At 36.0% G+C, this 13,484-nt stretch carries 12 protein-coding genes; 10 read left to right on the top strand and 2 right to left on the bottom strand.

Going from position 1 to position 13,484, the window contains the following annotated elements:
* Positions 1 to 302: 302 nt before the first annotated feature.
* Positions 303 to 746 (top strand): type II toxin-antitoxin system antitoxin SocA domain-containing protein, encoded by a 444-nt coding sequence (locus BKH41_RS08205; protein ID WP_095298883.1) that lies wholly within the window; start codon positions 303 to 305, stop codon positions 744 to 746.
* A complete protein-coding gene (locus BKH41_RS08200; protein WP_095298881.1) occupies positions 736 to 1,533 on the top strand; it encodes a hypothetical protein in 798 nt (265 codons plus the stop codon). The genes BKH41_RS08205 and BKH41_RS08200 overlap by 11 nt, the downstream gene beginning before the upstream one ends.
* Positions 1,534 to 1,772: 239 nt before the next feature.
* Here BKH41_RS08200 and BKH41_RS08195 read toward each other — a convergent pair whose 3' ends face one another.
* The gene (locus BKH41_RS08195) at positions 1,773 to 3,173 is read right to left on the bottom strand and encodes a PhoH family protein (RefSeq protein WP_095298879.1); all 1,401 of its coding nucleotides are present in this window, start codon (positions 3,171 to 3,173) and stop codon (positions 1,773 to 1,775) included.
* Positions 3,174 to 3,327: 154 nt separating this feature from the next.
* Between BKH41_RS08195 and tpx the strand changes: the two genes are divergently transcribed.
* Positions 3,328 to 3,828, top strand: coding sequence for a thiol peroxidase (tpx, locus tag BKH41_RS08190; protein WP_343286859.1), 501 nt, complete (start codon positions 3,328 to 3,330; stop codon positions 3,826 to 3,828).
* 11 nt (positions 3,829 to 3,839) lie between these two features.
* On the opposite strand, the gene BKH41_RS08185 is transcribed toward tpx, so the two are convergent.
* A complete protein-coding gene (locus BKH41_RS08185) occupies positions 3,840 to 5,000 on the bottom strand; it encodes a putative peptidoglycan glycosyltransferase FtsW (protein WP_095298875.1) in 1,161 nt (386 codons plus the stop codon).
* A 140-nt stretch (positions 5,001 to 5,140) separates the two neighbouring features.
* Between BKH41_RS08185 and flgB the strand changes: the two genes are divergently transcribed.
* The 7 genes from flgB (at position 5,141) to BKH41_RS08150 (ending at position 13,440) form a co-directional block, all read left to right on the top strand.
* Complete coding sequence (gene flgB, locus BKH41_RS08180) at positions 5,141 to 5,578, top strand: flagellar basal body rod protein FlgB (RefSeq protein WP_095298891.1); 438 nt, start codon at positions 5,141 to 5,143, stop codon at positions 5,576 to 5,578.
* Between the two features lie 16 nt (positions 5,579 to 5,594).
* On the top strand, positions 5,595 to 6,089 hold the full coding sequence (flgC, locus tag BKH41_RS08175) for a flagellar basal body rod protein FlgC (RefSeq protein ID WP_180762787.1): 495 nt from the start codon (positions 5,595 to 5,597) through the stop codon (positions 6,087 to 6,089).
* A gap of 24 nt (positions 6,090 to 6,113) precedes the next feature.
* Positions 6,114 to 6,419 (top strand): flagellar hook-basal body complex protein FliE, encoded by a 306-nt coding sequence (gene fliE, locus BKH41_RS08170; RefSeq protein WP_095298871.1) that lies wholly within the window; start codon positions 6,114 to 6,116, stop codon positions 6,417 to 6,419.
* An 8-nt stretch (positions 6,420 to 6,427) separates the two neighbouring features.
* Complete coding sequence (locus BKH41_RS08165) at positions 6,428 to 8,200, top strand: penicillin-binding protein 2 (protein WP_095298869.1); 1,773 nt, start codon at positions 6,428 to 6,430, stop codon at positions 8,198 to 8,200.
* Between the two features lie 48 nt (positions 8,201 to 8,248).
* The gene (locus BKH41_RS08160; protein WP_095298866.1) at positions 8,249 to 8,965 is read left to right on the top strand and encodes a hypothetical protein; all 717 of its coding nucleotides are present in this window, start codon (positions 8,249 to 8,251) and stop codon (positions 8,963 to 8,965) included.
* Between the two features lie 123 nt (positions 8,966 to 9,088).
* Positions 9,089 to 11,230 (top strand): TonB-dependent receptor, encoded by a 2,142-nt coding sequence (locus BKH41_RS08155; RefSeq protein ID WP_095298864.1) that lies wholly within the window; start codon positions 9,089 to 9,091, stop codon positions 11,228 to 11,230.
* A 71-nt stretch (positions 11,231 to 11,301) separates the two neighbouring features.
* Entirely contained in the window at positions 11,302 to 13,440 is a 2,139-nt protein-coding gene (locus BKH41_RS08150) for a TonB-dependent receptor (protein WP_095298863.1), read from the top strand.
* Positions 13,441 to 13,484 lie beyond the last annotated feature (44 nt).

Below are 13,484 nucleotides of genomic sequence, written 5' to 3'. Positions count from 1 at the left end.
ATAAAGGATAGTGTGATGTTAAAAGATACAATCAAATCAGTTTTAGAGTTTAATGTCTGGATTGGAATGTTTTTTTATGATATTGGAAGAGCAATTCAAGGTAGTGATGATTTTTATTCTAATGTTGGGGAGTATTGGTGATTTGGTTTGGGGAGAGCAAGAAGGAATAAAGCTCTATAGGAAAAATTATGTGATTATTCCTCCAATTAAGGATAGGAATGTAAATAAGGAATTTTAGCTTATTAATGGTTTTTGTTATATAATAAAAACTGATTGCAATTTTATGTTAAGGAGCTGCAATAATGGAAGCATTAAAAGTTGCAAAATATATTATTAATAAGTGCATTGAACTAGAAAAACCTATCAGTAATCTACAGCTTCAGAAAATTATGTATTTTGTTCAGTTGGATTTTTTAAAAGAAACTAGAAAAAAACTTATTACTGATGAATTTAAGGCTTGGCAATATGGTCCTGTGCTTGAAGAAGTCTATTATAAATATAGGATTTTTGGTAGTAACAAAATGTTTTTGCCCGAAGAAGATTCTCAATTGGATTTATCAGATGAGGAGCAATCAATCATCAATCAAACAATTGAAAAATCTATAAAGCTACCTGCTTGGGAGTTGGTTCAAAAAAGTCATCACCCAAATGGTGCTTGGGTAGCGACATTCAAAGATGGGGCAGGTGATAAAAATACGATTCCTGATTTCTTGATTGAAAAAGAAGCTTTAGGCAATGGAAGATAATAAAAAACTTATAGAATTTTTAAAAAATCTTTCAAAAAAAGAGTTTGACTCTAAAGAATATTTTTATGAGGCAGTAGATACTATCAAGAACATATATGCTTCTGATAAATTTAGGCATTCTTATTCTGCGATAACTGCTTATATTTTAAAAGATACAACAGATGAAGAAAGAAATGAAACTCTTGCTAAAATTTCTGAAAATCTTAGCATTATTGCCGATCAACTCAAGCAAAGTAAAGACTCAAAATTCTGTTGGAATCAGTTTTATAAACTTCAAGATCATATTAATCTTGAAGTTTATCGTCTTGAATATTACGAAGAAAAGATTTTAAATTTAAAAAAGTCTTTATCAGAAGAAGAAGAAAATCTTAAGACCCTACAAACTCAATATAGAATTGTCGAAAATAATCTAAAAAACCAACAAGATCAATATAAAACTATCGAAAATAATCTAAAAAACCAACAAACTCAATATGTTGCAATTTTAGGGATATTTGCTTCTATCATTTTAGCTTTTGTTGGTAGCTTTACTTTTTCTACTTCTGTCTTAACTAATATTGATAAGGCCAGTATTTATAAACTTGTATTTGTTATGATCTTGATTGGTTTTTTTGTAATCAATATTCTTTATTATCTTTTTAAATTTGTTGAAAAAATTAGTCTTAATGGAAGAGAGTCGAATAAATGTTGCAAAAGCAAAATATTTTGGGTTAATATTCTAATTTTTATTTTGCTATTGTCGGATGTATTATTTTATTATCTTCTATCTTCATTTCCTATTTTTTAAGATTTTAAAATCAGATTCAATCTGTAAAATTTAATTTTTTCGTTATTTTTATGGCTATTTTGAAATAAAAATGTTAAGCTTTTGAAAGCTTGATCTTTTAATATCGCCTTCTACAATATTTTGAAAAATTTAAGTCGATAATCTCTAAAGAATGTTTTGAATTTTTTAGAATAGAGTTGATTTTTAGAAAGCAAAATTTTATTGGTTATTTTAAGCACGAATTAATCATTTATTGTCCGCTAAAACTTTTCTCCAAAATAAGCTGCAATGTCACTGCGTATAGTCTGTCTCAACTGAATGCCTGCAAGAATATCATCTTGGAGGGCTTTTTGCAAAAGACTGACTGCACCATTTCGGAATTTAGTCAAATAGGGGTGGTCAATTTGCGCCCAATCCCCTAAAAATAATACTCTGCTTTTTTCACCAATGCGCGTTCCAATCAGTTTAACCGTAGCATTTGAAGCGTTTTGCACTTCATCAAAAATAACAAATTTTTTTCCTATAGTGATACCGCGTGCGTGAGCAATATCGACGATTTCAATATGGTGTTTTTGCAAAAAATATTCGGTCGCATCTCTTTTTTCGATGGTATTGACATCGCCCCTGTATTCGATTTTTTTTGCTAAAGATTGTTCTTGAAGCCTGTCAATGGTGAAATTGATCGCGCTGTAGAGGGGATACATAAAATAACTTAATTTTTGAGCTTCATCGCCTTTGCGAAAACCGAGTTCAGATTCTTTGTCAGTGGCTGTAACGGTATTGCGCATATAGATAATGCCATCGACTATGCCTTTTTTGACCAGATAGATACCTGCTTGGAGGGCGATGAGTGTTTTGCCACTTCCGGTTGCACCTGTTGCGATAGTAACGCGATTTTTAGGGTGAATGAGCATTGCATAAAGCATTTTTTGTTCTAAATTGATGGGTTTGATATATGGATCGCTTTCTTCAAGAATTTCATCAAGCTTGAATTCTTCAAATTTTCCATCAAGCTTGATACCAAAATGCTTTTTACCCGTAAAATACAAGGAACTTTCTGTGTTATCCTGCTCATTGATTTCAATCAGACTCCAATCTTTGAGTTTTAAAAAATCTTTATTTGCATTTAAAGAGTTGAAATCTTTGTCTTTATGTAGATTAAAATAATGCCAAAAATCAATATCATTGGGATTTTCAACGCGGTCACGATAGAGTGATTGCGCAGCAATCCCTTTTGCTAAAGAGCGTATTTTTAAAGAAATATCATTGCTTAGGAGGATAAAGCCGTAATCATTGGCAATTTCGGCGATTTTGGCATCATTAAGCCCGTGATCAAGACCTGCGATTTTGTATTTTTGGCGATAAATGAGTGTGATGGGGATATGGTGAGGGTTTTTGGAAAAAATCACTTCTTTGAAAAAATCTCCTTCTATTTTTCTGGTTTTGCGATGGATTTTGATCGGTTCATCACTATTGATACAACGAAAGAACTCACGAGCAAAATAGCCGGTTTCGTTTTGAAGATCCTTTTTTTTGTCCAATTCTTCTATGACTGTGTCGCTGATAAAAAGTCGATTTTGACCATTTTGATAAAGATGGGGGATGTTTTGAACGTCATCAAGAATGACGGAAGTATCTAGCAGGTAAGATTTTTTTATCATCAAAGACGCCTTTGGGTGTGATTTGAATTTTGGCAAGATTTTTGCAAAATTCATTGGGGATATGGTTGCAGATATTTAATTAAATTTTGGTTAAAATGAATCTTCTCAAAAACATTTAGAGAGAAGAGTGTAACTCCAATATTCTAAAGGAAATATAATGCAAGTAAAATTTAAAAATAATCCGGTAAAAATCAGCGGAAAAGAACTCAATGTCGGCGATAACGCTCCTGTAGTAGAGCTTGTTGGAAAAGATTTGAGCATCGTTAAAATTGGTGGTGCGCAAGGAAAATACCAAATTATCAATGTCGTTCCAAGTTTGGATACAGGCGTGTGTGCTACTCAAACCCGAAAGTTTAACCAAAAGGCAGCTGCTCTTTGTAATGCAAACGTTTATGTAATCTCTTTGGATCTTCCTTTTGCTCAAGGTCGGTTTTGCTCCACAGAAGGGATTGAGAATCTAAGCACGCTGAGTGATTTTAGAAAAAAAGAGTTTGGTCAAAATTATGGCGTTTTATTGGAAAGTGGTCCGCTTGAGGGCTTGCTTACACGCGCAGTTTTTGTGATCGATCCGAATGGAAAAATCGTATATAAAGAAATTTGTGCAGAAATCACAAATGAACCTGATTATGATGCCCCTTTAAAAGCGATTTTATAGATTTTAAAACTCTAGATTTTTGATTGTTTTGAGAGGCACAACACAAGACCGATGGCAATGCAGTTAGCAATCAGCGAACTGCCTCCATAGGTCAAAAATGGCACTGCAATTCCTTTAATGGGCGTGATACCACTGACACCAAATGAATTAATGATAAAAGAAAATCCTACTAAAAGCGCTACTCCAATGCAAAATAAAGAATAAGATTGATTTTTGAGTCGATTGGCGATTTTAAAGATGCGATAAATGATGATACAAAACAATCCGATACACACAAACAATCCAATAAAGCCCAATTCTTCAGTGATACCTGCCAATACCATATCAGTATGCACCTCGCTTAAAAATCCTAATTTAATCAATCCCTCTCCAAGCCCTTGACCAAAAAATCCGCCATTATAAATTGCATTGGTGGCGTGATGGATTTGATAGGGTTCAGGCAGATTTTCCACGCGAATATAATCGGCGATATTATGGGGCAATAGGGCAAGGATAGAATCTTGAGCGTTTGCCCACCACAGCTTGACGCGCAAAATTCTATGCGAGCTGGTGATGATGGTGAGTGTTCCAAGCCCAATGACTCCAAAGAAAAGAATGCCAAAAAGTTGCAGGCTACCTCCTGCAAAAATGAGCATAAGCCCCAAAGTGATTGCTAAAAGCACGACTTGCCCTAAGTCGTTTTGCATAACTGCTATCAGCAATACAACCACAACAAATACTGCTAAATAAGGCAGAATGATTAAAAATTCTTCTTTAATTGTGCGTTTGCTCTCAAAGGCAAATTTTCTTGAGAAACTCCAAGCGAGGAAAAATATAAATCCGAGCTTAAAAAATTCTGATGGGGCGAGCGAAAAGCCAGGTAATCGAATCCATCTTTTTGCACCTCCAGCACTGCTTGCAATGCTTTCGGGCAAAAATGGCATAATGATCATCAATCCGAGTCCGAAGAGAAAAAGGGCAAAGCCGATTTTTTTAAATCCTTTATCTGGATCGACTTGAGAAAGTATCCACATCAATAAAATGCCGATGATAGCCGAAAAAAGTTGGCGAGCAAGGAAATGAAATTCGCTGTAATTGTAGATGATGATCGTGTAGGCAGAGAGTGAGTAGCTCATAATCACCCCGATTGTGATCAACACTGCAGTATATAGAAATAATCGTGTGTCAGCCATTAAACCTCAATTTTAAGCGTTATTGTGAAATTATCCTATAATTTTACCAAAAACTTCTTAATTCCCTTTGGCAGATATTGGAATAAAAATTGCTTGTTTTAAATCAAAAATATATCGCTATTGAATTGGAGTTCCCTAAAATGCTTCCTCCATATTTTGAATCTTCCAAAGCTTACCCGCTTGTTTATCAGGCTTTGGATTATCGTTCGATCAGACAAGATATGATCTCAAGCAATATCGCTAATGTCGATACACCTTTTTATCGCCCGAGGGATGTTGATTTTGAATCCTATCTAGCTAAGGAAAAGGCTGAAATTTTTGAAGATAAGCCTGATCTTGAATTGAAAATGGCGCAAACTTCCCCAATGCATCTTAAGGGGAAAAATTTTGATGAAAATCAAGCATCAATGTTTTTTAGAGATGGGCATTTGGCTAGAAATGATGGCAATAGCGTTGATTTAGATGTAGAGACAAGCGAAATGGGAAAAAACAGCGTGATGTATCAAGCACTCACAACCGCGCTTAAAAAGCATAAGGGAATTTTCGCATACGCGATTGATTCAGGTAAGAATTTATAAGATTTAGGAGGAAATGATGGCTTTTTTATCCAGTTTTGATATCAGTGGCTATGGATTGTCTGCACAACGATTTCGAGTGAATGTCATCTCTTCAAATATTGCCAATGCCAACACAACTAGAACCGACGAGGGCGGACCTTACAGACGACAGGAGGTTGTGTTTAAGGCATTTGATTTTAATAAGGTTTTGAATGAAAAGCTTGCCAAAGAAAACCATCTTGCTGCATATGAAGATCCTCTTGATGAAGGAGATTTTGGAAAGTTGCCAAAACCTGCTATAATGAGCGTGTATGTTGATAAAATTGTTCGAGATGACAGGCAGCCTTTGATGAAATACGATCCGAGCCATCCAGATGCAAATGCTGAAGGGTATGTGGCTTATCCCAATGTAAATCCCGTTGTGGAAATGGCGGATTTGATTGAGGCAACTAGGGCTTATCAAGCAAATGTGGCGGCCTTTCAGAGTGCAAAGAATATGGCAGGTAATGCTATTTCGATGTTGCAGGCTTGATAGGTAATTTTTAAGGAATTGAATATGGAAAATATCAAAAATGATATCGGACTCACCAAGCCTTTATCAGGCACTTCTTCGGTTTCAAATGTAAAAGCGGAGGGAGAAAAAGGGGAATTTTCCGAAATCCTTAAAAAATCCATTGATGAACTTAACCTTGCTCAAGAGAGTTCTGATAAAGCTTTGGCAGATATGGCAACCGGACAGGTTAAAGATCTCCATCAAGCTGCTATTGCTATAGGCAAGGCTGAGACAAGTATGAAATTAATGCTTGAAGTCCGGAACAAAGCTATTAGTGCCTATAAAGAGATCTTAAGAACACAAATCTAAAAATTTGAATGGATGAGGCGCCCAAGAAATCAGAAAAAATACTTTTCGTATTTGTCATTTTGTTTTTGTGCTTTATCATATTTGCCTCTATTGTTTATACTAAAATCATTATCCCTAGAAAAATTCCGACTTTAGTTGTTTCTAAAACTGATGTTGCTGTCAGAGGATCTATCTATAGCCAAGATGGCTTTAATTTGACTGCGAGTAAAAAGCTTTATAAGGTCAGTGTAAATACTGAATCCATTGATCCAGATAAAAAACAACTTTTTGTGAATTTATTTTCTATCTATAGCAATATTTCCAAAGAAGTCATTCTTGAAAAAATTTCTCAAAAAGGCTATATCGTGATCTCATACACGATTAGCCCCAATACTGCTGCTAATCTCAGACAACTCAATTCAAAACTTTTGGCCTATGATGTCTTTAGAGAATATGAGGACAAAAATGGCAGAGTTGTACAGAAAATGGGGATTGGCATTGAAGTGAGCGGAGTCAGCAGGATTTATGCCTATGGGACGATTCTAGAACCTGTTATCGGCTATACAAAAAAGATCGAGACAGGTAGGATTACAATCACTGAAGGGGTAAAAGGGGTTGAAAAGTATCGCGATGCCATCCTTTCGCCAAAACAAGATGGGAAACTTGAGGGCAAACGAGATATTGGGTTTAATATCATTCAAAATAAGGATTCCAAGTTTAAACCAAGACAAGATGGCTTTGATGTGGCATTGAGCATTCCTTTGAAATTGCAGAAAAAAATTGAAGAAATTTTGGACGCGGCGAAAAAGAAATATAAATCCGATGAAATTGTAGTGGGGATCATTAACCCCAAGACTGGAGAAATCTTATCTTTGGCTACGACCAATCGTTTTGATCCCAAAAATATCAAGAAGTCAGATTATCCTTATTTGAATGTCGATGCGATTGAAGTTTCTTTTGAACCTGGAAGCACAATAAAGCCGATCGTTTATTCGATTTTGTTGGATAAAAATCTGATTAATCCAATGCAAAGCATTGATTTAAATAATGGCTATTATAGACTTGGAAAATACATCATCAGGGACGATTCAATCCCGACTAAAAATCCCGTTATCGAAGATGTCATCATTCGATCAAGTAACGTTGGAATGATTAAGCTTACTCAGCGTTTGAGTGGCAAAGAGTTTTATGATGGACTGAAAAAGTTTGGACTTTCAGAGCTTACTGGGATTGATTTGCCCTATGAAAAAAATGGCTTACTTCCAAGTGTGAGGCTTTTGAGTGGAGAAATTTATAAGGCAAGTGCTTCTTACGGGTATGGATTGCGAACGACATTTATGCAACTTTTGCGCGCTTATAGTGTTTTTTCAAACGGGGGTTATTTGGTAACACCTCATCTCACGCAAAACCTCACTGCGCCTAATGGGGATATTTATATCCCTAAGCTACCTGCAAGAAAACGCGTGCTAGCCCCGCTCACTTCTCAAAAAATGCAAGATACTCTGATAAAGGTCGTTACATCAGGTACGGGGCGATCTGCTAAAGTTGATGGCGTGATTGTCGGAGGGAAAACTGGGACTGCTCGAATTGCTAAAGAAGGAAAATATGATAGTCTTTACAACGGTTCATTTTTTGGCTTTGCCAAAGATGATCAGAATACCTATACCATCGGCGTGGTGGCTTTTGGGTCGCACGGGAGTGAGGATTATTATGGGAGTCAGACGGCTGCCCCTATTTTTAAAGAAATTGTAGAGCTTTTAAAAGAACAGGGGTACCTCCGCATAAAAAAGACGACTCAATAATTACAAAATTTTAATATCATTGCACTAAAATCATAAAGAAGGATAAGGATGAAAAGATTTTTTTTACTTTTAGGGGGATTCCCTCTTAGCGTTTCGATACTTTTTGGCAGCAACGTTGCATTGGAGAAGATGATTAAAAATAATGAGGGAATTGATGTAAAAGTTGTTGATTCCAAGCCTACAGATATCAAGGGCATTCAAATTATTTCTTTAGAGCAACCCAATGGATTACGGGTCCCAGTTTTTGCAAGTGATGATGGAAAAACTGTTATCGGGATTTCTGATCTTTTAATATCTGATGATGATAAGTTTAAAAATGCCCTTAAAAAAGCTTATGAAGATTCGACCAAACATAACAAGACCATTACGGATAAACAGGTTTTAAATATATTTAAAAAATATGACAAGACTTATGTTTTAAAACTTAATGGAAAAAATGGTTCAAAGATAACTTATATGGTAGTTGATCCAAATTGCCCTTATTGCGATCAAGAAATTCAAAAACTTGATGCAACGTTGCAAAATTCGAATGTGCAAATACTTGTTGTGGGAGCGCTTGGAATGGATTCTATAAAGAAAACAGCGAGTTTTTATGAAGCACTTAAAAGCAAAAAATCTCAAAAAGACAAAGTGGCTTTATTGCATTCTGTGTTTGAAAAATCTTACCAAGCAAATAAAAATGCCGATACGGCTGAAATCATCAAAATTGGTAGAGAACTTTCTCAAGCAGGCGTGAAAGGTGTGCCTTATATCATAAGGAAGTAGATTCCTTTCACCCCTCTTCAATTTTTTACACTTTTTTCATATTTTCTCCACATTTTAATTTAGTTATAAGAATTGTTACCATAGTATTACGAAAATATTACAATTTTTTTAAGGATTTTTTTAATGTCTAGAAAATTATGGTTATTATTACCAGTATTAATACTTGCTCAAGAGGACAAACCAAATACTTATATTTTAGAAAAATCTGTTGTTTCTGCAAGTGGATTTGAACAGAGTTTGCGTGATGCTCCCGCAAGCATATCCGTGATTGGTGGCAAGTGGCTCAGACAAAAGCAGGTTTTTGATGCTGCTGGTGCAGTCAATGGCGTACCAGGTGTGGATATCGATACTGAAATGGGAAAGACAGGAGGGCTTAATGTCAGTATCAGAGGAATGCCTGCAAACTATACTTTAATTATGATGGATGGACACAGACAAGATGCAGGTGGAAATATAGCAACTGATAATGTCGGTTGGTCAGAGACTTTTTCAAGCTTTATCCCCCCGCTTACTTCTATTGACAGAATAGAAGTGATTCGCGGACCGATGAGTACGCTTTATGGAAGCGATGCAATCGGCGGTATTGTCAATGTGATTCTTAAAAAGCCTAATATGAGTCGCTTTGAAGGGGCTGCACAGATATCAAGCGTGCAAAATCAACATATGGAAAAATTTGGTGCGCAGTATTCTCAAGATATGTATTTGAGTATGCCTATTGTGGAAAATAAATTGGCTTTTTCACTTCGCACTAGAGAGTATTTTAGAACCCCTTGGGATACGGCTGTGCCTTATGAGAAAGATGGCAAGACATTGATCCGAACGCCTGCTACTCCTGTTTATGTTGGACTTCCCACAAAAGCCAATATTTATGATATTGGTGCAAGATTAGCGTGGCAGGTTGATGATAAAAATTATACTTATGCAGATGTCCAGTATTTTTATGATGATTATGATAATTCACAACAACAATTAGGAGGGGAATTGAGTGCGCGCAAAGATTATATCAACACGCGGGCGAATTTTATCTTAGCTCATCAGGGAAGTTATGATTTTGGGCAGTGGGAAACCTCTTTGCAATACAATGATACAGCTAATAAAGGGCGTGTTATTGGGCATAAACCTGGGGCTGTAAAAAATTATGACAATCGTGGGCTTGAAGGGCGGGATATCATCGTTGATACGAAACTTGTTTCGGCTTTGGGAAGCGATTGGTATAGCAATAATTTGACTCTTGGGGGGCGTTATTGGTTTCAGTGGATGCGTGATTTGCTAGTCGATCCTTCAGTATTTTCTCAAAATACGGGTGCTTTATTTGTAGAGGATGAGTGGGATCCTTTGACATCACTCTCAATTACTTTGGGTTTGCGTTATGATTATAACCAAACGTATAAGTCAAATTTTTCACCTAGAGTGTATGTTGCTTATACTCCTTCTTTTATTGATTTTATCACGATTAAAGGAGGGATTTCCACAGGCTATAAGGCACCTTATATCAACGATCTTGTAAATGGAACCAACGGCTATGGGGCACAAGGAAAATTTCCCTATATTGGTAATCCTAATCTCAAGCCTGAACATAGTATTAATTATGAACTTTCAGCCGTGTTTGACCTACAGAGTTTGGGCGATGCGAGCGTAACGTATTTTTTCAATGATTTTAGAGATAAGATTGCCAAAACAGTCGTTCATCCCGCAGATAATCCAGCTTGTGTTCCTTTCAATTCTGATGCATCTTATCAGTATTGCAATATGCAAGCCAACCAAGATGAAGCTTATGTACAGGGGATTGAGGTTTATTTGAATACACAGGCTTTTTATGGATTTTCTTTGCAGGCTTCTTATACATTTTTAAACAGTCGTTATACCAAAGGAGAATTTAAAAATTCCCCGCTTGTAGATACGCCAAAACATCAAGTTTATGCCAAGCTCAATTATGAGTATAAAAACTTTGATATTTATTTGATGGGGAATTATAAATCTTCCCGAGCCATCTTACCTACTAGTTCAGTAATTAATGGCGCCAAAGGGAGTGAGATTAAAGCGACTATTGGGCATTATAACCCTTATGCGGTTTTTGATTTGGTAGCAAGCTATCAGATAACTAAAAATCTTCGCGGGAGTTTTGGAATCTACAATTTGTTTGATAAAAACTTTCAAGACTACACTTATGTCAAAGAAGATAAAGGTCACGATATTATCGTGAATCGTTATAACGTTGTTCAAGAGGGAAGGAGGTTTTGGATCAGTCTGAATATGGATTTTTGATTTTTATCGGGCTTAAAAAAAACTTATATTAATAGAAATAGCTATTAAATTTATTATTAAAAGGATATGTAATGAAAAAAAAGGCAATAATGATGATTTGCGGTTTGGCTTTTTTCTTGGAAGCCCAAGAAACTCAAGACTATACCCTCCAAAAGGTTGAAGCATCAGCAAAAAGAACGGAAGTTGAAAGTTGGCGTTCAGAGGAAGTGAAGGATTTTATGGGTTCAAGAACAGTGATTTCAAATAAACAATTGAAAGAAACTGCTAACCAAAGCATTGATGAAGCACTTCAAAACATTAGTGGGATACAAGTGAGAGATTATAGCGGGACAGGGCTATTGCCAAAAATCAGTTTTAGAGGATTTGGAGGGGCTGGGAATGGTCATAGCAATACAGGTCTTATTCTTTTAGATGGGATTCCTATTTATGGAGGTCCTTATTCCAATTTGGAATTGGCTATTTTTCCCGTGACTTTTCAAGCAGTCGATCGGATTGATGTGATTAAGGGTGGAGCGAGTGTCCAATATGGTCCCAATACTTTTGGGGGTGTTATTAATATCATCACGAAAGAAATCCCTGCAGAATGGGAAAATCAGGTTGCTGAAAGAATTACTTTTTGGGGTAAGGATACGGGAGGATTTTTTAGAAAGAATGGAGAGCCTGTAGCCAATAATATGCTTTATGACACTTATCTTAAAACTGGGGGAATGATTAATGAGCATTTTGGTGTGCAAGCTCAAGCAAACTATGTTGGGGGGCAAAGTTTCCGAGAGAATAGCAATACAAGCGTTCAAAATTATATGCTTGATGCGATTTATAAAATCAATCCTGAAAATAATGTCAAAATGTATTATCAATATTATAGTTATTTTGCTAAAGATCCAGGATCTTTAAGCACAGCAGATTACATTGCAGACAGATTTCAAAATAAGCGTCCTAATAACAGCGATGATGGAGTTGCAAAGCGATTTGGCGTGGTTTATACTAATTATTTTGGAGATGTCGATAAAATCGGGGGAAATTTTACGCTGACTTATTTTACTCACGATATGACTAGAAATTTTACGATTGATAGCAATTACAATAAAATTTCTCTAGGCTATGATAAAGGTGTCACTTGGATTACTGATAATATTCGCCGTTTTGTCGTTAATGGCATTGAACCAAAGCTTAACCTGATGATTGGGGGGAGCGTGAAGCAAAATATCATTTTGGGCGGGAGATTTTTGACTGAAGATATTTATGGTCACGGTTATAAAAAGACTTTAAGCGATGGCAGTGTTGCCGATCCTACTCCTTATGTTCTCCATAATAATTATACGGCTTTGTATTTGAGTGATGAATTAAGCTTTTTTGATGGTATTTTTACCATTGCTCCAGGTTTGCGCTATGAGTTGCTCAATTATACCAAAACAGGTCAATACGCAACGGGCAAAGGAGCAGGAACAAACCATCGTCTAGATAACCAATTCAATCCTGCTATTAATATCGGTTTTAAGCCTATAAAAGATTTACTCCTTTATGCTAATTATCAAAGAAGTTTTATACCGCCTCAAACAGGCGATATAGATGGGACAGAAACAAATTACGTGACTACTTTCCAAACGCTTGAGGGAGGAGGGCGATACTTTTTTAATGACGCTATCAGTATCAATGCCAACTATTTTGCAATTTTTGCTGATAATTATAAAATTGGAAAATTTGCTACTGAACCTATTTCAGCGATTTCTCAAGGTTTGGAACTTGAACTTTATTATTCTCCGATTGAAAATCTGACATTGCACGCAGCTTATACTTTTACCGATGCTAAAGCAGCTAATGATAAGAAAACTAAAACAGGTATAGATATCAAAGGCAAAATGCTTCCTTATGTGTCTCCGCATCAGTTTGTATTTGATGCGCTTTATAGCTTAGGAAAAACAAGTATGGGGATTTCTAGCTATTATTATAGCCCTGCATATAGCGATATTTTAAATACAAAAGATGAAAATTCTACTGGAAATGCTGGCAAGCTTCCTTGGTATTGGGTATGGAATGCTCAAGTCAGTCGAACTCTTTGGACACAAGGACGCCAAAGTATTACGGGCAGTTTATCAATGAATAATATTTTTAATATGAAATATTATTTTCGAGGTATCGGCACAAGTCCTGTTGGCAGACAGCCAGCACCTGGAAGATCAGTCACGGTATATGTAAGCTATAATTTTTAAGACAGGCTTTTGATTGCTTCGGTCTTGGTGTGAATCTTATTGTG

The sequence above is a fragment of the Helicobacter sp. 12S02232-10 genome, from assembly GCF_002272895.1.
Taxonomy (GTDB): domain Bacteria; phylum Campylobacterota; class Campylobacteria; order Campylobacterales; family Helicobacteraceae; genus Helicobacter_J.
The sequence above is the reverse complement of the archived record's forward strand: the minus strand, read 5'-3'. Positions and strand labels throughout refer to the sequence as shown.